This is a genomic window from Spirosoma daeguense (genome assembly GCF_054776875.1).
Genome location: NZ_BAAHBF010000004.1, coordinates 189086 through 209842, shown reverse-complemented (window position 1 = coordinate 209842; position 20757 = coordinate 189086). Strand labels below are relative to the sequence as shown.

Sequence of the window (20757 nt, the reverse complement as noted above, 5' to 3'; positions counted from 1 at the left end):
GCATTTATATAGCCTTCATTTATGAATAAGTAAAGTTTGGGCTCAGGTTTAAGCTTTTTATTTGCGGTTTAAACCAATCTATTCAAGCCAAAACTTTCTATGAAAAATATCTATCTGTATACGTTTCGTTACCTTTCTTTGATTTTTGCGCTGGGCTTACTGACAAGATTTTCTGCTCAGGCCCAACGTATCGACTCATTAATGACGAAGGCTGATGTCATTATTCCATTGAGTGCCGCTCAGAACGTAAATGGATTTTTGTATTACTTGGCTGATGACGGGAAAACAGGGTATGAGCTTTGGCGAACCGATGGTACCACAGTTGGCACTAAACTCGTAAAGGATATCCGGCCCGGGAAAGCCAGTGCTTTCATTTCAGATTCTACATTTTACTACTACACTAATTATAACAGTTCAGCAGGACGTTACGACATTGATGCTACTAAACTTAAGAATAGTTTACGCTCATTTCGTCCATACGTACTGAATAACATACTGTATTTCTGGGCCGATGATGGCGTCAATGGTGTGGAGCTATGGCAATCAGATGGTACTGAAGCCGGTACACGTATAGCCGTTGATTTAGTACCGGGGCCAATTAGTGCCGGAAATCAGTATGATATTCTTGTTAGCAATGGCGGGTATCTTGGGGGTGTTAACGGAGGGTATACCAATGCCTCATACTGGTCTAGCCGATTTATGGCGAACCAGAATAAACTGATATTCTGGTCTAATCTGGTTAATAACGTAGCCTGGGAAACAGATGGAACGGCTGCCGGTACACGGGTACTAAATTATGAAGCGGTTAAGTATCGGGCCAATAACCTTAATCAGATAGCACTCGCCAATGGTCAGTTGTTTATGACCTCATCCGTATATGACAAGAGCAGGTCATATTATAGTTTGTTGCAGGACGCAGGTTCGTCGACGCCAACAACACTGTTGTCGAACGTAAATGAATACCCGACGGTGCTAGGTGCCGATGCAAAAGGCGTTGTATATAGTACTTATGTGGCCGACACAAAGCAGGTCAATTACGCCGTGACAAGAGTAGATGCTGCCCGCAAACAGAAACTACTACGTCAGATAACAATGGCCCGGCCAGCTACGGGAAGCCGTAGTCAGTATGCCTATAGTTTAGGTTCATCGAACGGGCAGACATGGATTCTGGCCTATGATTTACCCAGTAATCCGATTGCTGGCAAAGGTTCTTACGAAATCTGGCGGGTGGATATGACTACCGACAGTGTACAGCGTGTGAAACGGTATGATTTTACGCAGGCATTAACGAACAACCAGTACACGTACACAAAAGGTGATGAGCAGTTTTATACGACGTATGATACGCCTACAGGTAAACTGTTTGTTTCACAAGCTGCCGATTCGACTGGAGGGGCTTTTAACCGGTATACCTTGTCATTTTTCGATACTCGAACCAACACGTTTCAAGTGCTGGAAGATAACATGTCCAGCTATTCTATACGGCAGCTTAGTTCAGACGGTAAACGGGCTGGAACAGGTGGTAAACTGATGATTGTGAGCCGGAAAGGCACTAAAGATGCGTATTCGCTGTGGGTTACAGATGGGCAGACCAAGCAAGTAATAAAATCGTTAAGTGCTTATGAGTTTGGTCCGTCGGTATTAAGTACCGATGCTGGTCTTTATGGTGTCGGTTACGTATCGAATTATGACAAAGACAAAAAATTAACAGGGTATAAAATTGATGTCTGGAAATACGACAGTACGGCTGCCGGAACACTACGTATCGGCCAAGTAAATAATTATCCGGGTGGGGTTGGAGAAGTAGTGGCAAAAGATGGCGCTCTGTATGGAATTAATGGAGTAATCCTGAAATTAACATCGACGCCTTCAGATAGTATTCGAAGACTGGCTGATATTCGGAACTATGGTGATATAAATAGCACGCTGGTCAATAATGAGTATGTGAGTTCTATACTCGGAACAATTAATGGTCGGCAGATTGGCAAGCGTTTCTCGGGCGATAACCTACTGGTTATTGACCCCTCTGCTGCACCACGCCAATGCTTGATTTTGAGCTACCCAACCTCAGCCAGCAAAGACCGATTGAGTAACTGGAACAGTCGTGTTATTGTGCTTGCCCCCGGAAAAGATTCGTTAATGACCCTAAAACGCCAGCCAGCGTCCAGCGTTACGTACCGGGGAGACATATCACAAATTTATTACCACACACTCCAATGGATACGCGATACTACTACAGTGCTACAGTCTGGAACGGTTGATTCGATACGTGTTCGGCAGACTGGTATTTACAAGTTAGGCTTGAAAGGTATAGCAGATGGTTGTGTAGCGAACAGCAATTTTCAGATATACAACGATATACCCAAAGTGCAGATACTACGTCGGAGTGCTCCATTTAGCGGGGGAGGAGCTTATCTGGTAGCGAACGTAACAGGTGGCTATCCATTTAATATCAACAGCACAACACCTTACTACAATAGTGTGTGGGAATATACCGCTGCCGATGGCTCTGTAAAACCGATTTCGGGCGGTCAGGTTTATGCCGCTGGCGGACGTATTGAATTAAGTAATGTAAGTGTCAAAGACAGCGATCTGGGTACGTACAGCCTGAAAGTAACTGATTATGCAACCACCACGGCTGTTTCCACTATTGCCGTTGATGCCGCAACTGTGGCGTTTAATGTCGACGCCAGCTCGCTTAATGATCGTAAAGCAGGATGTGCGGGCAGCCCGATTTCTTTATCTGCTTCTGTAACAGGCGGCAAAGCGCCTTATACCGTTCGTTGGTTAACTGCTGGAGTACCTGTAACTGGTCTGGCTGGTCTGAACCCAACTTACACTGCGGCTACTTCGCAAACAACGGTTGTAAATCCAGACTATACCTATTATACAGCTGAAGTTACTGATGCTGACGGACGCAAAGTGCTTTCTGACGACGTACTGATTCCGATTTATCCTGCTCCGATAGTGACATTAACTGCCAGTAGATCGATCATTACTGCGGGGCAAGCCGTGACACTGACAGCCGCCAGTACAAACTATCAGTACCCAACCTACAGTTGGGCTAAAGATGGGGTAGTAATTTCGGGAGTTGCTGGTCGATCACTAACAGCTACTCAGAGTGGGCTTTATTCGGTAACTGTAGGATCTGGTACAACCGAAAATTGTCGTGTTACGCTCAATACAACGCTCAGTGCTGGAGCAGGCCGTTTACCGGCGATTGAAAGTAGTAAGCCAGAAGCTGACTTGTTAATTATGCCTAATCCGTCGGAAGGGATAGCGCGGTTTAAACTAACCCTGCCAAAACCTTCGGCAATAAAAGGCACTATACTAAATACACAGGGGAAAGTCATTCACCAATGGAGTGATAGTCGCCAACTATCGGCTGTTGATGCCGAAATCGACTTATCTGACTGGCCAACGGGCGTATATATAGTTCAGATAGAAAGCGACGGGAAAATGTATAGTAAGAAACTGATCAAGAAGTAATAAAAAGGGGGAGAAAGCAACCAGTACTTTCTCCCCCTTTTTATTACTTCTTCTCTTCATTCAACTCAAACAGATAACCGTCTAGGTCAGAGAAATAAAGCTGAACCACACCATCAAAACGTACTTGCCGATGGTACGTTATCTTCTGATCTTTCAAATATTGTTCAGATTTGTTGATGTCGGCCACAAAAAGCGCAAAATGACTACCGTTACGGTCGTGAACAATTTGCTCGGTACGGCCGTCGAGTAAGTGAACCTGCTGGCCATTTCCTAAATCGAACCAGGCACGTATCGCTTTCAGGTTTTCGGGAACTGGTATGGGTTTCAAACCCATTACGTCGCGGTAAAAAGCGGCACTGGTCGGTACGCTCTTCACATGAATGGAGATATGATTGTGTCGGGTAATACCCAGTTTATCTTGGCCAAATGAAAGTAAATGACAACTAACAAAGAAGCAGAGTAGCGTTAATTTTTTCATGCTACGTAAAGCGGCTATTGTATCAGAACTACCCGACTAACCAATCCATCTGGTGTGTCAACCGTGAGGGTGTAACGACCTGCTGCTAAACTTTGTAAACGAATAATCCGATGATGCTTGCCGGAAGGTAAAGCCTTATCTTGCTCTGTCCGAACATTTTGACCGAGTAGGGACGTGAGCGAGTACGTAACAGTGCCGCTTGTATAGGTTTTAAAATCAATTTCGATCTGTTCGGTTGTTGGGTTTGGATAAACGCGCAAATTCACATCGACTGGTTCGCTGATGGCTGTAACCAGTTGAGTTGATGCCTCTACGTTTTTCAGAATCCAGTTGTTAGGGTCAACCACTACATTTGTAATAAGACCGCGACTAGGCACCGTAAACGTTTGCGTCGTTTGGTCGTTGAAAACAGTCACAATTGTATCGCCTACTGCAGACCGAATTCGGAGCTGAACGGGCATTGTAAATGAGACCGGATTACTGGCTATGGTATTACGTTGCGTTAGTCGAACAATAGCCGACGTAGCACTGCTTCCCTGCGTATAACTAACCTGATACGTTGGAAAGCCCTCTCCATAAATCCATTGCTTAAAGAAATAGGTTAGGTCTTTGCCCGCTACCTGCTGAACAACAGCCTGAAAATCTTCGGTAACGGCGTTGTTATACGCCACGGATGGTGTTGCTACGTAGGTACGCAACGACCGATAAAATGCACTATCGCCCACTACGTTACGTAGCATGTGTAATACCGATGCCCCTTTGGCGTAAGTCCGATTGCCATTGAAGATGTTGGTAAAGTTCGAAATGTCCTGTACGTACAGACTCCCGCGTGCATTACGGGCACGACTCATGAAATTATCCATGGTTGTCTGATAGGTTGTTTGCCCACCAATCGACTCTGCATAGATGGCTTCGGCATAAGACGCAAATCCTTCGTTAAGCCAGATATTCTGCCAGTCGCGGCAGGTTATTTTGTCGCCAAACCACTGATGGGCTAGTTCATGGGCAATTACGTTCTGGCTAAACGCTCCGGCTTCCATCGAACTAACGGTTTGGTGCTCCATACCGCCTGTGCCGAGGCCAATCTGTGCATGTCCATATTTTTCCCGAAGAAACGGATATGGCCCAAAACGTTCCGAAAAGATGCCCATCATTTCTGGTGTTAGATCGAGATTAGAGCGAACCTGTGGCAACACTTCGGGGTAGACGTAGTGCGTAATCGGAAGCGTTTGATTGCCATAAGTGAAAGGCGTATCGTAGCGAGTGTAGTTGCTCATGGCTACCGAAATCAGGTACTGCGCAATCGGATAGCTGTTTCGCCAATGATACGTTCGGGTACCGTCTGGATTGTTGATCGTGCTAACGAGCGTACCATTGGAAACCGATACAAACTGAGCTGGTGCCGTAATACGTACACTTGATGAGTCAGCTTTGTCGCCGGGCGTGTCTTTGCACGGAAACCAATCGGGTGCACCATAAGGCTCACTCAAACTCCAGATAACCGGATCGGTAGTCCTTTCATGGCGACTGAATCGGAAGCTCCCCAAATCGCGACTGATCGGAACACCCTGATAAAACACCGTGACCGTAAAAGCCTGCCCGTTGGCTAAGGGCTGTGCCGGTGTAATGGTAAGCCGGTTTTGAGCGTGCAGAAAAGTTAGCTTCTGATTTCCAGTTTTTACCGAATCAACCCGAAGTCCAAGACCTTCCGTAGTAGTGTTGGAGTTAAGGTCCAGAAAAAAACTACGTAGTGAAGCCGCAGTGCTCTTGAGCGTAACTGTTGCCGTTGCACGCATACTGGCCGGTGTATGCGTCAGGCGTAAGTCAAGACCGTAATACGTTACGTCGATGGTTTCATCGCCGGGGTAAGCAACTCGGGCTTTAGGATTGGCGGCTAATCGTTCGAAAAAACGAATTTTACCAGCCTGACAATAGTCGCCACCATCGGGTAGCGATTGAGCAGGCGCAAAAATCGGTAATAGCCAAAGGAAGTATAGATATCGCAAGAGAGTCGAAGGGGATTTTGACGTATCAATCCAATAAACGGCTGACTATCTGAAAAGTTATTTCCCTGACGGCAATTCCTTCGCTTTACCCGCTTTCTTATCAGCTTCTGCTTTTAAAGCTTCTAATTGCCGTTGTTCGGCTTCGGGAAGTTGCAGATGCCAACCCATCGAACCTGCCAGTTGATACATCATGTACTGAATCTGATTATTGGCAATTTTGGGTAAATCACTTTGCAAAGCGCGCTCGTTCATCACCTGCTTGGCTTCGTCCAGAATCTGCGTATAATCGGCTCCGCTAAAGTGATTGAGAAAACCAGCCTGAATGTCGTAGAATTTATAATCGGTATCGATCGACAGAATTTCGGGTTGGGGAAACGATTCGATAATGAGATTTTTCTCGCCTTCGGTTGGCACCCGAAACCGGACTTTTGCAAAATCGAAGCCGACCAGCACTTTCGATTTTGCAATAATCATCGCTTTTTTCGGGTCGTTCAGTACGTATAAAATCTTTTTCTGGTCCTGATAATTGTAGATTTCTGAGAAATATCCTTCGGCCATTACCACTTTAAACACCTTTTCGATACGTTCCAGCAGAATGGTCGATTCGTATCGGATGTCCGTTACGTCGGTCGTGGAGTTGCTACGTTTCCGTAATACGTTGGCCAACGTAATACCTCCGCCAGCCCCAACAATCAATAGAAGAAGTGTCGTAAAAAAATCCATTTGAGCACAGATGAGCTATTTGGGTTAGACGGGCTTCGGACAGAAAAGTAAGGCAGATTTATCCATTTTTTACACAACGGAACCCGGTATGCGATAAACCCGTATCTGGACTCGCTTTCATCCGGGCTGAATTCCGATAACTACTACAATACGAATCGTTGCATAAAAAAGAACCTCCTCGTTGCACACGCTTCGGTACGGTGGGCTCATCGGGGTCATAACTTGAGTTCGGCCCTTTTGGGTTGCGACTCTGACCTTGCTGGCTGAGTTGCTGATAATAATCGGGGCGGTAAAAATCACTGCACCACTCCCAGACATTACCTGCCATGTCATATAAACCATAGCCATTGGGCGTAAATGACTTTACTGGGGCCGACGTAAAGTAACCGTCCCGTTTGGTATTCAGGTTTGGAAAACGCCCCTGCCACGTATTGGCTTTCACTTTCCCGGCATCGATGGCTTCATTACCCCACGGATAAATTGCGTTCGACAAACTACCTCGGGCAGCCCATTCCCATTCAGCTTCGGTTGGTAAACGCTTGCCCGCCCATTGTGCATACGCCATCGCATCATCCCACGAAACCTGTACAACCGGATAGTTGTCTTTGCCCTTAATTGAACTACTCGGCCCTTCCGGATGCCGCCAATCGGCACCGGGAACCCAACGCCACCATTGGCTATAATCGTCGGTTGATACGGCTTGTTTGGGAGCGGTGAATACGAGTGAGCTGGCCACCAATACGCTATCGGGTGGTTTAGGTGTTCCCGCCGGAAGTTGCTTTTGCATTTCGGCCCAGTCCGGTTTTTTCTCGGCGGTTGTTACGTAGCCCGTTGCATCCACAAAAGCTTTAAACTGAGCATTTGTCACTTCAGTAGCATCCATCCAGAATGGGTCGACTGCTACGGCATGTTTGGGTAATTCGTCGGAGCGGGACTGATCGTTATCGGCACCCATCTGAAAACTGCCTCCGGGAATCAAAAGCATACCCGTTCGATCATCTTTACCAGTCGATAACGTAGTAGATTGTGATTGGGTCGCGGCAAACCGGCTGGGAAGTTTTGTATGACAGAAAGCACCTGAGTCACTGGCACTAGCCGTTTCCTTTGCATCGTCTGATTTGCTTTGTACGCAACTTTGTAGAAAACAAACCGATAGCCCCAACCAGCTGCCGAGCACGTATCGATACGTATTTTTTTTGCCGAACGTAGTGTTTACTCCGAAAGCCATGATACTGTCAATAACAAAAGAAAGAGAGTATAAAGGAATAAATCGAGTTATTGCCTTCTTATACTCTCTTTCGTACTTTATCTGTTTACTACGTATTATTTAGCGTAAGCTACGGAACGCATTTCCCGGATAACCGTCACTTTTATCTGGCCCGGATACTGCATTTCTTTCTCGATTTTCTGCGAAATTTCGTATGATAAACCACCTGCCCGTTCATCTGAAACATGGTCGGCGTCAACCATAATACGTAGTTCGCGGCCTGCCTGAATCGCGTAGCATTTGGTTACGCCGGGGAAACTACCTGCCAATTCTTCCAGCTCTTTCAGGCGTCTGATGTACGATTCCATCATTTCCCGACGGGCACCCGGACGTGAGCCTGACACCGCATCGCACACCTGAACGATGGGCGAAATCATGCTCGTCATCTCGATTTCGTCGTGGTGGGCGCCAATGGCGTTAATGACTTCCGGGTTTTCCTTGTACTTTTTGGCCAGTTCCATACCCAGAATAGCGTGGGGGAGTTCGGCTTCTTCAGGCCAAACCTTGCCGATATCGTGTAGGAGTCCAGCGCGTTTAGCCAGTTTGGCGTTTAGACCCAGTTCAGCCGCCATCGTAGCACAAAGCTTGGCTACCTCGCGCGAGTGCTGCAACAGGTTCTGCCCGTAACTCGACCGAAAACGCATCCGGCCAACCATCTTAATCAGTTCGGGATGCAGGCCGTGAATGCCAAGGTCGATAACGGTACGTTCACCAATTTCAACAATCTCATCTTCAATATTCTTGCGGGTTTTGGCCACAATCTCTTCGATACGTGCCGGGTGAATTCGTCCGTCCTGAACGAGTCGGTGAAGCGATAAACGAGCAATTTCACGACGTACTGGATCAAAACCGGAAATGATAATGGCTTCGGGCGTATCGTCAACGATAATTTCGACGCCGGTAGCAGCTTCCAGCGCTCGGATGTTACGTCCCTCACGGCCAATTACTTTGCCTTTTACGTCGTCTGATTCGATGTTGAATACCGACACACAGTTTTCGATAGCGTGCTCGGTGGCGGTGCGTTGAATGGTTTCGATAACCACCTTTTTAGCCTCTTTAGTGGCCGTCAGCTTCGCTTCTTCAACAATGTTTTTGATATAGGAGCTAGCGCGGGATTCGGCTTCAGCTTTTAAGTTTTCAATCAACTGCTCACGCGCCTGTTCGGCCGATAAACCCGCAATTTTCTCCAACTGTGCTAGCTGATCGGCCAACATACGGTCGGCTTCCTGTTGACGGCGCTCAACGTCTTCGCGTTTTTTATTTAGAGAATCAACCTGCTGATTCAGGCTATTTTTCTGTTGATTGATTTCGTTACGTTGCTGGTTCAGCTCGTTTTCGCGGTTACGTTGCTGGTCGGCCTGCTGACTGAGCTGCTGCTCGCGCTGTTTGAGTTTGCTTTCGTTCTGGAGGAGTAGAGAGCGTTTCTGGTTGGTTGACTCTTCGAATTCAGATTTTAGTTTCAGGTATTTCTCTTTGGCTTCGAGGATTCTATCTTTTTTTATGTTTTCGGCCTGTAATTCTGCATTCTTTACAATAACACTTGCTTTCTCTTCTGCTTCTTTTTCCTGTTTGGCAACGGTGCCTGCCATCATCTGTCGGCCCAGCACTATACCTATACCTCCCCCAACGAGGGCGGCAAGAATCGTTAATAAAATGTCCATCGGACTATATCGTTAGAGTTGAACAAATAAACCATCAACCTGTCGCGATATGAGTGCTCTGACCTCAACCCGTTTTCATACGGGGGAGAAAGTCCGCCGATTTATTACGTAGTAATGGCCGGTGTAACGGCCTCATCTAATTGAGTTATTTTGTCAAACACCATTTGTTGTAATCGCTGCATCTGTTTTTCTCCTCTGAGCTTAGTGACTAAGCAATCGAAGGCTATCATTGCCAGAGCTTCCTGAGTTTCAGTAAAGCCCATTTTTCGGTATCTATTCAGTTCTTCCTGAATCAGCTTGGCGGCTTGGCGCACAACAGCCTCAGCTTCCGGCTCTACCAACAAGTTGTAGGGCCGGTCAGCAATCTGTACGCGAATAGGCAGTTCTTCCATCGCTGCAGTCGGCCCAATTGGGGCAAACCCCGGAGCCAATTTGGTTTATGACAAACTACTCAAGTGAGTTATACACCGTTCCAGTTCCCGGATATATTCGTCGAGTTGTAGTTTTAATCGAGCATTCGTATCTGTATTAGACGGGTTGTCTTTTACAAGTATACTACTATCTTTTGACTTTGGTGTATTTTTTTCTGAAATAACAGGTTTTTTCCGTAGGTCACGAATGAGTTGCTGCTGCGCTTTTAAACTATCCTGAAGGGACTCATTTTCCTCTTCAAGAAGTTCAATTTGCTTCTTCGCATCGGCATACAAATTTTTGAGCAGTTCGAGTTTATGCTCAAAACGCTCAACCAGCGCAATAATCTGATGTTCGCTTACCACGGCTATTAATAAGTGAATGATAGAATTTTGAATGATAGAATTGTTGAATGTGATCTCTATTCAATCATTCAAAATTCTATCATTCAATCATTTTCTAATGACAGCACCTAGTTCTTTCTCAAAAATACCCATGAGTCGCTGCATGGTTTTGTCGATAGTCGTATCAGTTAATGTTTGTGTCGAATCCTGAAGCATGAAACTTACTGAATATGATTTTTTATCGGTACCCAGATTTTCACCTTCATAGACATCGAACACATTAATGGAACGTAGCAATTTACGTTCTGTTTGTCGGGCCAGTTTACTGATTTGCTCGAACGTAACACTCTTGTCGAGTACGAGCGATAAATCGCGCCGAACTTCCGGAAAACGGGGAACCTCTTCGTAACGAGCTTTCTCCGAACGGGTCAGTTTTAGCAGTGCCTGCCAGTCGAAATCAGCGTAGAAAACGGGCTGCTTCAGATCGACCAGTTTCGTCAGTTTCGGATGAACCAGACCCAGACTGACAATCGGTTTACGATTCACTACGTAGGTTAGCCCATACTGGAACAACGTAGCGTCGGCGGGCTGCGTCTCTATTGTCTTGATTCTGAACAAATTCAATACGCGCTGTACGGCTGTTGCCAGATCATGATAAGCAACCGATTGGCCTTTCTGGAGCCAGCTTTCGGGTTGCTGATTTCCCATAATAGCCAGGCTCAGGCGCATTTGTTCTACGTATTTGGTGTTGCCATCGTCGGTTTTATTCTGATGGTACACTTTGCCAAACTCAAACAGTTTCAGGTCTTTCTGCCGACGATTGAGGTTGTATACCAATGTTTCGAGCGTTGAAAAGAGCAACGTCTGGCGCATAACCGATAGCTCGTCGCTGAGCGGATTCATCAACGTAACATCGGCACCGGGCAACGACGACCGTATCGCATCGTGATACGTTGGGCGGGTTAGCGACAGTGTCAGCGTTTCGTAAAACCCGTTAGCAGCCATCAACTGACCTACACGACTTTGCCATTGGTCGGGATCGGTTTTTGGGAACTCCGACAACGTATCGGCCGACAAATTAGTCGAAAGTGGTACGTTATCCAATCCATAAATACGCAGAATTTCTTCGATCACATCGGCCTCCCGCGTTACGTCGACACGATACGGTGGCACGATGGCGATAAACCCATTGTCGGTTACGTTTTCGGCCTGAATATCCAGCGCATTCAATATCCGATGGATTTCGATATGATCGATCTGAATACCAATGAGTCTGTCGATGTTCCGATAGCGAACAGGCACGCGGAAAGGCTCGATGGGGGTAGGGTAGAGGTCCGTTACGTTCGAGCTAATTGCGCCACCCGCTACGTCTTGAATCAGCAAAGCAGCCCGTTTTAAGGCAAAAAGGGGCATGTTAGGATCGGTTCCGCGCTCAAATCGGAACGATGAATCGGTCTTCAAACCGTGGTGCTGAGCCGTTTTCCGAACAGACGTAGCCGAAAAATAAGCGGCTTCGAGGAAAATGCTCGTTGTCTGCGCTGATACACCCGAATCCTGACCGCCAAATACACCGGCAATGCACATCGGTTTTTCGGCATCGCAGACCATCAGGTCAGTGGCCGTCAGTTTCCGCTCTACGCCATCAAGCGTAATGAAAGAAGTGCCTTCGGCTACTGTTTTTACAATGACCTGTTTGCCCGCAATTTTATCGACATCATACGCATGAAGCGGTTGCCCCAAATCCTGACAAACGTAGTTCGTTACGTCGACTACGTTGTTGATTGGATTCAGACCAATGGCCAACAAACGCTGTTTTAGCCATGCTGGTGATTCTCCTACCGTAATTCCCGAAATAGTTAGTCCGGTAAAACGTGGGCAGGCGTCCAAATCATCAATTCTTACATCAACTGGCAAATCGGTGTTGTTGACCTTGAATTCGTTGACCGATGGCATTCGAAGCGGACGGTTCAACACAGCTTTCAAATCGCGGGCGGTGCCGTAGTGCGAAGCTGCGTCAATACGGTTCGGTGTCAGGCCAATGGCAATTTGATAGTCTGCTTCGAGGTTGAAATAACGGGCTGCAGGTGTGCCATTTGGCAGGTCGGTGTCGAGCACCATAATCCCGGCATGTGATGTTCCAAGACCAATCTCGTCTTCGGCACAAATCATTCCCTCCGAGGCAGCACCCCGGATTTTAGCTTTTTTGATCTGAAACGGCTCGGCTGGTTTTTCGTCGCTCGAACGAGGATGCAACGTAGCACCGACAAGTGCAACAATCACTTTTTGGCCAGCAGCTACGTTCGGGGCTCCGCAAACAATGGGTAATGGCTGCTCGGCTCCAACATCAACTGTTGTTAAACTTAATTTATCGGCATCCGGATGTTTGGCGCAGGTGAGCACTTCTCCAATGATAACTCCTTCCAATCCGCCCGGAACAGCCTCTATTTTTTCAATTCCTTCAACTTCTAACCCCGTCGATGTTAACAGTTTGCCTACTTCTTCGGGCGATTCAGTTAAATCAATAAAATCTTGTAACCATTTATAGGAAACTTCCATACCTCAGCTAAACAGAAAATTACACAAAGGTAGGCAGGAAAGGCAGGAAAGGTAAGGCCAACAGGAAGGAAAAATTTCAACCGACACTTTCATGCTCAATCTTTTGAACTTACTCGTGATACCGTTCGCCCGCTTTTACGGCTATAGAAAGCGTGTTTTCGGCGGGCGGAATTGGACAGGCGTAGGTCGGATTATAGGCGCAATACGGATTATACGCTTTGTTGAAATCCAGAACTGCCTGCGCATCGGTAAGATCTTTTGGGTCTAGTTCCAGATAGCGTCCACCGCCATACGTTTCTTTGTTCGACGTAGCATCCCGAAACAGGATTGTGTATGTATTTTCCAGCTTTACAATCAGTAAGCGGCAGGGCTGATCCTCGAGACTAAAGACAGCGTGGGCAAATTTTGTGTACACTTCTTCGCTACCATCGCTCATTTTTACAACCAGTTTCTGGGTTTTATCGGCAAATGGTTCGAGCCGGGCAATTATCCGATAAGCCGGATCTGGCCCAAAATAGTGCAGCCCCGAAAACGCTTTTTTATCCGTAATGGGAGACTCTCCATCGGTTCTTAAAAACTTATCTTTTTCGGCTCGGCTAGCGGCCATCTGCTGACGATACGTTTCTGGATTTAGTACGGTTTCCAATCCACTGGCCGATGACATGTTTCCGTTATCGAAAAAAGAGTAATAAATGACAATAAGTGCAACGACAAAAAGACCAGTCAGAAAGAATTTATTTTTTATCATGTGTTCTAATAATTGACGCAAACGTGAAGTAAATAAACTGTTGTCTGAAAATGTATATGTCGTGAAATAAGGCAACAAAAAATTAAACTAAATTTATTACTGAAGTCAATTGAAGGAAGTTTTATTGAAAAAAAAGGAAATTTCAGTTTTTAACCATAATTTTCATCCTGTTTTTGCCAATCGATCCGTTTAAATGAACTGATGTACAGGTAAGTTCATTTCGTACATACTTAATTGGTCTTTAATGTTTTTTTAATAATTTTAAGGGTATTTATCCCTAAGTAACCATAAATAAAAAGGTCTTTATATGGCCCAACTCTACGAGCTACAAACATTTAATTCAGAAAACGGAAATCTGACCGTTTTCGAAAACATTATTCCGGGCGCAATTCAGCGTGTTTTTTATATCTACGAAGCTGGTCATGCGTCTCGGGCAGGCCATCGGCATGTTAAAGCCTGGAATGCACTTATTTGTTTGAATGGGAGTTGTCGCGTTTATTCACATAATGGCATCAATGAAGAAATAGTCCATTTGACAAATCCACGCGAGTGTTTGGTGCTTAAGCCCGAAGACTGGCACGTAATGGATGAGTTTTCGGAAGACGCGATTTTGCTCGTCGTTTCGAATGAACTTTACGATAAAGACGACTATATCTACGAACCTTACCCCAATAGTCGCTGGACCGCTGTATCGGTGTTAGCTGGTTCCTAATGATTCCGTTTCTTGATCTGAAGCGCGTGAATGAGCCTCATCTGGCGGCAATACTGGAAGCTACTTCACGGGTTCTGAACAGCGGCTGGTATATTCTGGGCCGTGAGGTCGATAGCTTCGAACAACAATTTGCGCAATATTGCCAAACAAGCTATTGTATTGGCGTTGCAAATGGACTCGAAGCGTTGACATTGGTGATGAAAGCCTGGGATTTTCCGGCCGGTAGTGAAGTGCTCGTTGCGTCGAATGCCTATATCGCGTCTATTCTTAGTATTACACAAGCTGGTTTAACGCCCGTGCTGGTAGAGCCAGATCCACAAACGTACCTGCTCGATCCAACCAAACTGGAGGCTGCCATTTCAGTACGTACCAAAGCCATTTTGCCTGTTCATCTGTATGGACGTTGTTGTGAAATGGAAGCGATTAATACGTTTGCACAACAGTATGGGCTGAAAGTTCTTGAAGATGCTGCTCAGGCGCATGGCGCTATTTATCCGGACAAATCGTTGAATCGGAAAAAAGCCGGAAGCTTGGGCGATGCGGCCGGGTGGAGTTTTTATCCGAGTAAAAATCTGGGCGCGCTGGGCGATGCGGGTGCCATCACCACAAACGATGCTACGTTGGCTGAAAAGCTGCGAGCGCTACGTAATTACGGTTCAGCTCAGAAATATGTAAATGACTTTCAGGGGCACAATAGCAGGCTCGACGAAATACAGGCTGCTATCTTATCGGCAAAGTTGACTCAGCTCGATGCCGAAAACAAACGACGGCGTTTTCTGGCGCGAACCTATCTGGACGGTATTCGCCATGCAGATGTTACGTTGCCGCCAGCCGATCAGCTTGAGGAAGATGCCTGGCATTTATTTGTGATACGTCATCCTAACCGTGAAGTGTTACGTTCTTATTTAAGAGAGAAAGGTATCGTAACCGATGTGCATTACCCAATTCCACCACATCAGCAGCAAGCCTATACGTCGTTAGCACATCTGTCGATGCCAATTTCTGAGCAGCTTCATCACGAAGTCATTAGTCTGCCATTGAATCCGGTTATAACGGATGATGAGGTAGCTCATATTATTGAAACAATCAACCAGTTTGACGAAATTCAAAGAGCGAAAGAGTGAATGAAAGAGCGAATGGTAACTACAGCATGCTCTTTCACTCTTTCGCTCTTTCACTATCTATGTACCTGTCTGTCGTAATTCCGGTCTACAATAGTGAACAAACCATTGGGCCATTGGTCGAACGGTTACAGACTTGCCTGTCGGGGCGAGTGTTTGAAGTTGTGCTGGTTAATGATGGGAGCAGAGATGAGTCAGAACGTATCTGTCAGCAGCTTGCTGAGCAACACAACAACGTGCAGTTTATTTCACTACGTAAGAATTTTGGCGAGTTCAACGCGGTTTTATGTGGACTGAATCATGCGCGAGGAGAATACGTAGCAATTATTGACGACGATTTTCAAAACCCGCCTGAGTCGATTCTGACGCTGGTAACGGCCGCCGAATCTGGGCATTACGACGTAATGTATAGCCGTTATGCCGAGAAGCAGCATCACTGGTTTCGCAACTTGGGAAGCTGGTTAGTTAATACATTGACAACTTATTCGATAGGCAAGCCCCGCAATTTGTACCTGTCGAGTTTTAAGTTAATTCACCGCGACGTTGTTAACGAGATTATCAAGTATAGAGGCCCATACCCATATATTGATGGACTTATTTTTCGCGTTACCCGCAACGTAGCAAGTGTTGACGTGCCGCACGAAGCACGAGCCGAAGGGCGTTCAAGCTATACTGCACGAAAACTAATTGCGCTCTTTCTGAATGTATTCATTGGGTATTCGCTCTGGCCCATTCGGATTTTTACCGTGTTAGGCGCTGTTCTGCTGATTGTCGGTTTGTTAACAGGAAGCATTCTGCTGTTTAGTTGGCTTACCAATCAGTTTTCGGTTTCCAATTCGGGGCTAATTCTGTGGGGCATCGGGACAGTACTGGGCATACAAATGCTTTTTTTGGGTATTCTGGGCGAATACCTTGGCAAATTATTTATGGCTTATAGCGGCTTACCGCCGTATGTGGAAAAAAAGAGTATTGGTAGTGAGAAGTGAGTATTAGGAGTGAAAAACCTTCCGGCAGATAAATGTATTTGCGTGGCAACATTGTTCACTCCCAATACCCGCTCCTTACTCCCAATACCAACAAATATATGATTGGTCGTTCGGAAGAATATGAGAAGATGTTTCAGGTGGAGGGCCAACTGTGGTGGTACCGTCATCTGCACGAACGCGTACTTGAATCACTGGAAAAACGTTTTGGCAACCGTCGTGATATTGCAATTCTGGATGCGGGTTGTGGTACTGGCGGTTTGCTCGATTTTTTGCACCGAAGTGGCTATACGAATCTGCGTGGCATCGACGGTTCGTCAGATGCGGTGGCATTCTGTCAGGAGCGTGGTTTCTCGGCTAGTTTGCTCGATATGAACGAATTGACAACATTTGAACCTGAAAAGCAGTACGACGCTATTGTCTGTAACGACGTATTTTGCTATTTCGACGATACAAAATTAACAAGTATTCTTACCGCGATGGCGAATCGATTGCGACCAGAGGGCTTATTAATTAGCAACAACAATGCGTTCGATCTATTCCGGGGAGAACATGATCTGGCGGTAAAAAGTACGCGCCGGTTTACGCTGGCTACGTTTGAAAAACTATTGCCTTCGGCCAGACTACGTATCGTTTGGTCAACGTATTGGAGCTTTCTGTTAGCGTTTTTGATTCTCCCGGTACGTCAATGGCAGCAATTACAGCTCAAACTCGGCCGGCGTAACGTAGCACAACCCGAATCCGATGTGTATTTACCGGCTAACTGGATTAATCAGACGCTATATCGAATTGTTAGAACCGAGCAAAAAATGCTACGTCGAACCCCTTTTGGAAGTTCATTGTTCATAGAAGTCGTGCGGAAGTAAAACATACGTAGCACTACGTAGTATACGGCACCTTCGAAGGATTATTGACTGACGATTATTGACTCTCATGTTTACTGGAATTGTTGAAACAACGGGCCGCGTAACGGCTATTGAACCTGACGGAACCAACCTGACTTTTCGAATCGAAGCGGCTCTTTCGGCTGAACTGAAAATAGACCAGAGTGTAAGTCACAACGGTGTTTGCCTGACCGTAACGAGTGTTGCCGATGGCAGTTATACCGTAACGGCTGTTGACGAAACTCTCAAAAAAACCAATCTAAGTGCTCTGAAAATTGGCGACCGAGTGAATCTCGAACGGTGCATGCCAGCCAACGGTCGTTTTGACGGGCACATTGTGCAGGGACACGTTGACCAGACAGGAATTTGTACCAACGTAACGGATATGAACGGGAGCTGGCTTTACGATTTTTCGTACGAACCGCTACCCGGCGAAGCCACAGAACAGAACGTGACGGTCGAAAAAGGGTCTATTTGTATCAATGGCGTGAGTTTAACCGTTTTTAATGCGCAATCCAATCAATTTCGGGTAACCATTATTCCATATACTTACGAGCACACTACGTTCTCCGACCTGAAAGTTGGTGATATGGTAAATCTGGAATTCGACATTATTGGAAAGTACATCAAAAAAATGCTGTTTGCGTATCGATAGTAGGCATTGGATTTCTACTACTTTTGTAAACAACGGTTATTCGATTTACCAAATTCTCCCATCTGAATGGCAAAAATCAGCACCCGCTCGTTTTCAGACTTGCTGGTTCAACTAGGAATAATTCTGGCTTTGCTGGCTGTTTTATTTCTGGGTTTTTTCTTTATCTACCTACCTTTTACGACCAACCACGGCCAGACTATTACGGTACCCGATGTTACGTCGATGAGTTATGATGAAATGACCAACGTACTGGAAGATCGCGACCTGCGCTACGAAGTAGAAGATTGTACGTTTGTAGCGGGTAAGGAACCGCTTACGGTGATTCAGCAGTATCCCAGAGCCAATGCCAAAGTGAAAGAGGATCGAAAAATATACATAACCCTCACCAAGCGCGTTGCTCCGATGGTAGCCATGCCCAAACTGGTCGATATGATTGACCGGAGTGCGGCTTTGATGCTACGTTCACTTGGGCTGGAAGAAGGCGAACGGACCTATGTTCCCGATGTTGGTAAAAATAAAGTGCTTCATCAGCTCTATAACGGAAAAGAAATTACGCCCGGAACACCCGTGCCGAAGGGGGCGAAAATAGATCTTGAAATTGGTGATGGGCTGGGTAATACGATGTTTGAGGTTCCTGACGTTGTAGGTAAGCCGCTCGACGAAGCTAAACTGACCATTCAAGGCTCGAGTCTGAAAGTCGGCACGATTATTTCTGTTGATGACCCCGAAAAGGAAGTAGGCACGGTAGTTCGGCAACGGCCCGAAGCTAGGTCGGGCGAGCGCATTCGTGTGGGCGAAACAATGGATTTATGGATCGTTGGGCCCGTAGAACCCGATCAGTAAAAACCGCTTCTGGCAACATCAGTACATGAAAATTGCTTTTCTTCGACAGGTTTTTTTACCGTTTGCCAGCCGATTTTTGTGCGGTTTATTGCTTGTGCTGTGCGGTTCAGGTGTGTTGGCACAGACACCGCTGAGTTTACCTTTTTTCGAGGATTTTTCAACGGCGACCGGTCGACCCGGTATCGATGTGGCCGACCCCGCTCGCTGGCGAGGGGGTAGTGGTGTGTATATCAATAACACCATGTCGATAAACCATCCGACCATTAACGTAGCGTCGTTCGATGGGTTAAAACAAAATGGTCGGCCGTACCAAATCAACAATCCACTCGCACAGGACTATACTGATACGTTGGAGTCGCTACCTATCAATTTATCTGGTCTGACCGCCGATAGCAAGGTATACCTGAGTTTTTATTGGCAAATCAGAGGTTTGGGTGAATTGCCCGATGCAGGAGATTCGTTGAGCCGTTTGCCTGCTGATTCGTTAACCCTTCAGTTTTTGGATAATGGTGGTATCTGGCGAACGGTCTGGGCGAAAGCAGGTGGAACAATCAATAATAATTTTTTACAGGAGTTTGTTGCCGTAGATAGGTCAATCTTTTTGCACGCAAATTTTGCATTTAGATTTAGGTCGTTTGGTCGGTCTTCAGGGCCATTCGATACGTGGAACATAGACTATATTTACGTAAACAAGGGCCGTTCTTTAAACGATATATACGTTAAGGACGTAGCTACCCGACAGCCTCTTACGTCGTTTTTTAAGCGGTACATGGCAATGCCGTTATCACAATATAACGTGAACCCCGTTGCTGAAACGGCTGATACCGTTACGACCGACATAAATAACCTCTTCAATGGCTTCAATGTGATTGGAGTTGGTCTTCTTGTGAGGGATGAGGTATCTGGGCGTGTTATACAGGATTATAAAGAAGATGGCTTGATTTTAGGGCAGTTAAGTTCACTACGCAAGTCTATAAAAGCGACTCCCGCTACCAACCTGGGCTCGGCTACAAGAGCTTTACTACGTTATAAAGTCACTTTAGGGACAACTGATAACCAGAATCCTTCCATTCCAGAAGTAGATTTACGACGTAACGATACAATTTCGTCTGTGGCCGTGTTAGATGATTATTATGCCTACGACGATGGCACGTGGGAATATGCTCAGCAAATCAGACAGCGTGAACAAATTGCCGTACGGTTTATTCTTAATAAACCCGATGCAATTGGGGGCGTTCGTGCCTGTATTGTTCCGTTTACAACGAATCAGACGGGGCAGTCGTTTGTGATTAAAGTATTTTCGAACAATGGGGGCAGACCCGGTACGGCGATCTATCAGCAGGCGTTCACTACACAGTATCCGAATACACGTAATGGATTTGTAGATTTTAAGTTTACCAAAAGCGTATCGGTGAAAGATACATTTTATGTTGGTTATCAGCAAATTAGCAGCACGGATACCACATTGCTACGTATCGGCTTTGATAAGAACAGTCCATTTGGCGCACATATTTTCTATAACGGCGGCACAAACTGGGAGCAAAATCTGGCATCGTCATCGCTTAACGTACCTGGTGCTTTTATGCTACGTCCGGTTATGGGCGCACGCCCTGATAGTATTGTTACGGCAACACCTGAACCGCTTGCGCCATTATATACGTATCCGAACCCTACGGCTGGTTTGTTACGTTGGGATAATCAGACGCTGAATCGGCTGGAAATTATGAACAGCAGCGGCCGGACAGTACTCGCAGTTGAACCCGGTCGTGGACAGCAAACGTTAGATGTGAGTCATCTACCCGACGGACTCTACCTGGTTCGGCTTTTTGCTGACCAACGTACCGCCGTACAGAAAATAATCATTCAACACTAATAA

At 46.1% G+C, this 20757-nt stretch carries 17 protein-coding genes; 8 read left to right on the top strand and 9 right to left on the bottom strand.

Annotation, left to right across the window (positions count from 1 at the left end):
* The first annotated feature begins 99 nt into the window (after positions 1-99).
* Positions 100-3489, top strand: coding sequence for a T9SS type A sorting domain-containing protein (locus tag ACYVD4_RS13835; RefSeq protein ID WP_460946551.1), 3390 nt, complete (start codon positions 100-102; stop codon positions 3487-3489).
* Between the two features lie 43 nt (positions 3490-3532).
* On the opposite strand, the gene ACYVD4_RS13830 is transcribed toward ACYVD4_RS13835, so the two are convergent.
* From ACYVD4_RS13830 to ACYVD4_RS13790, 9 genes are all read right to left on the bottom strand, one after another.
* A complete protein-coding gene (locus ACYVD4_RS13830) occupies positions 3533-3967 on the bottom strand; it encodes a VOC family protein (RefSeq protein WP_460946549.1) in 435 nt (144 codons plus the stop codon).
* A 14-nt stretch (positions 3968-3981) separates the two neighbouring features.
* Positions 3982-5973, bottom strand: a complete 1992-nt coding sequence (locus tag ACYVD4_RS13825; RefSeq protein ID WP_460946547.1) for a M1 family aminopeptidase — start codon at positions 5971-5973, stop codon at positions 3982-3984.
* A 57-nt stretch (positions 5974-6030) separates the two neighbouring features.
* On the bottom strand, positions 6031-6696 hold the full coding sequence (locus tag ACYVD4_RS13820) for a DUF4230 domain-containing protein (protein ID WP_460946545.1): 666 nt from the start codon (positions 6694-6696) through the stop codon (positions 6031-6033).
* 58 nt (positions 6697-6754) lie between these two features.
* Positions 6755-7924, bottom strand: a complete 1170-nt coding sequence (locus tag ACYVD4_RS13815; RefSeq protein WP_460946543.1) for a formylglycine-generating enzyme family protein — start codon at positions 7922-7924, stop codon at positions 6755-6757.
* Positions 7925-8019: 95 nt separating this feature from the next.
* Positions 8020-9624 (bottom strand): ribonuclease Y, encoded by a 1605-nt coding sequence (rny, locus tag ACYVD4_RS13810; RefSeq protein ID WP_460946541.1) that lies wholly within the window; start codon positions 9622-9624, stop codon positions 8020-8022.
* A 104-nt stretch (positions 9625-9728) separates the two neighbouring features.
* Positions 9729-10016 (bottom strand): cell division protein ZapA, encoded by a 288-nt coding sequence (locus ACYVD4_RS13805; RefSeq protein ID WP_460946539.1) that lies wholly within the window; start codon positions 10014-10016, stop codon positions 9729-9731.
* Positions 10017-10061: 45 nt separating this feature from the next.
* Entirely contained in the window at positions 10062-10400 is a 339-nt protein-coding gene (locus ACYVD4_RS13800) for a hypothetical protein (RefSeq protein WP_460946538.1), read from the bottom strand.
* Positions 10401-10487: 87 nt separating this feature from the next.
* Entirely contained in the window at positions 10488-12935 is a 2448-nt protein-coding gene (pheT, locus tag ACYVD4_RS13795; protein WP_460946536.1) for a phenylalanine--tRNA ligase subunit beta, read from the bottom strand.
* A 109-nt stretch (positions 12936-13044) separates the two neighbouring features.
* Positions 13045-13683: a DUF1684 domain-containing protein gene (locus tag ACYVD4_RS13790; protein WP_460946534.1), complete on the bottom strand. Its 639-nt coding sequence runs from the start codon at positions 13681-13683 to the stop codon at positions 13045-13047.
* Positions 13684-13990: 307 nt separating this feature from the next.
* Between ACYVD4_RS13790 and ACYVD4_RS13785 the strand changes: the two genes are divergently transcribed.
* From ACYVD4_RS13785 to ACYVD4_RS13755, 7 genes are all read left to right on the top strand, one after another.
* Positions 13991-14395, top strand: a complete 405-nt coding sequence (locus ACYVD4_RS13785) for a sugar 3,4-ketoisomerase (RefSeq protein WP_460946532.1) — start codon at positions 13991-13993, stop codon at positions 14393-14395.
* Complete coding sequence (locus ACYVD4_RS13780) at positions 14395-15519, top strand: DegT/DnrJ/EryC1/StrS family aminotransferase (RefSeq protein ID WP_460946530.1); 1125 nt, start codon at positions 14395-14397, stop codon at positions 15517-15519. The genes ACYVD4_RS13785 and ACYVD4_RS13780 overlap by 1 nt, the downstream gene beginning before the upstream one ends.
* A 59-nt stretch (positions 15520-15578) precedes the next feature.
* Positions 15579-16502: a glycosyltransferase family 2 protein gene (locus tag ACYVD4_RS13775; protein ID WP_460946528.1), complete on the top strand. Its 924-nt coding sequence runs from the start codon at positions 15579-15581 to the stop codon at positions 16500-16502.
* A gap of 32 nt (positions 16503-16534) precedes the next feature.
* A complete protein-coding gene (locus ACYVD4_RS13770; protein ID WP_460946526.1) occupies positions 16535-17365 on the top strand; it encodes a class I SAM-dependent DNA methyltransferase in 831 nt (276 codons plus the stop codon).
* A gap of 67 nt (positions 17366-17432) precedes the next feature.
* The gene (locus ACYVD4_RS13765; protein WP_460946524.1) at positions 17433-18038 is read left to right on the top strand and encodes a riboflavin synthase; all 606 of its coding nucleotides are present in this window, start codon (positions 17433-17435) and stop codon (positions 18036-18038) included.
* 66 nt (positions 18039-18104) lie between these two features.
* The gene (locus ACYVD4_RS13760; RefSeq protein WP_460946522.1) at positions 18105-18881 is read left to right on the top strand and encodes a PASTA domain-containing protein; all 777 of its coding nucleotides are present in this window, start codon (positions 18105-18107) and stop codon (positions 18879-18881) included.
* 25 nt (positions 18882-18906) lie between these two features.
* Positions 18907-20754: a T9SS type A sorting domain-containing protein gene (locus ACYVD4_RS13755; protein ID WP_460946520.1), complete on the top strand. Its 1848-nt coding sequence runs from the start codon at positions 18907-18909 to the stop codon at positions 20752-20754.
* Positions 20755-20757 lie beyond the last annotated feature (3 nt).

Bases quoted from the DNA above. Each gene is read 5' to 3' on its own strand.
- ACYVD4_RS13835 (WP_460946551.1), top strand. From the start codon at position 100: ATGAAAAATATCTATCTGTATACGTTTCGTTACCTTTCTTTGATTTTT.
- ACYVD4_RS13830 (WP_460946549.1), bottom strand. From the start codon at position 3,967: ATGAAAAAATTAACGCTACTCTGCTTCTTTGTTAGTTGTCATTTACTT.
- ACYVD4_RS13820 (WP_460946545.1), bottom strand. From the start codon at position 6,696: ATGGATTTTTTTACGACACTTCTTCTATTGATTGTTGGGGCTGGCGGA.
- ACYVD4_RS13815 (WP_460946543.1), bottom strand. From the start codon at position 7,924: ATGGCTTTCGGAGTAAACACTACGTTCGGCAAAAAAAATACGTATCGA.
- rny (WP_460946541.1), bottom strand. From the start codon at position 9,624: ATGGACATTTTATTAACGATTCTTGCCGCCCTCGTTGGGGGAGGTATA.
- ACYVD4_RS13805 (WP_460946539.1), bottom strand. From the start codon at position 10,016: ATGGAAGAACTGCCTATTCGCGTACAGATTGCTGACCGGCCCTACAAC.
- pheT (WP_460946536.1), bottom strand. From the start codon at position 12,935: ATGGAAGTTTCCTATAAATGGTTACAAGATTTTATTGATTTAACTGAA.
- ACYVD4_RS13790 (WP_460946534.1), bottom strand. From the start codon at position 13,683: ATGATAAAAAATAAATTCTTTCTGACTGGTCTTTTTGTCGTTGCACTT.
- ACYVD4_RS13785 (WP_460946532.1), top strand. From the start codon at position 13,991: ATGGCCCAACTCTACGAGCTACAAACATTTAATTCAGAAAACGGAAAT.
- ACYVD4_RS13780 (WP_460946530.1), top strand. From the start codon at position 14,395: ATGATTCCGTTTCTTGATCTGAAGCGCGTGAATGAGCCTCATCTGGCG.
- ACYVD4_RS13775 (WP_460946528.1), top strand. From the start codon at position 15,579: ATGTACCTGTCTGTCGTAATTCCGGTCTACAATAGTGAACAAACCATT.
- ACYVD4_RS13770 (WP_460946526.1), top strand. From the start codon at position 16,535: ATGTATTTGCGTGGCAACATTGTTCACTCCCAATACCCGCTCCTTACT.
- ACYVD4_RS13765 (WP_460946524.1), top strand. From the start codon at position 17,433: ATGTTTACTGGAATTGTTGAAACAACGGGCCGCGTAACGGCTATTGAA.
- ACYVD4_RS13760 (WP_460946522.1), top strand. From the start codon at position 18,105: ATGGCAAAAATCAGCACCCGCTCGTTTTCAGACTTGCTGGTTCAACTA.
- ACYVD4_RS13755 (WP_460946520.1), top strand. From the start codon at position 18,907: ATGAAAATTGCTTTTCTTCGACAGGTTTTTTTACCGTTTGCCAGCCGA.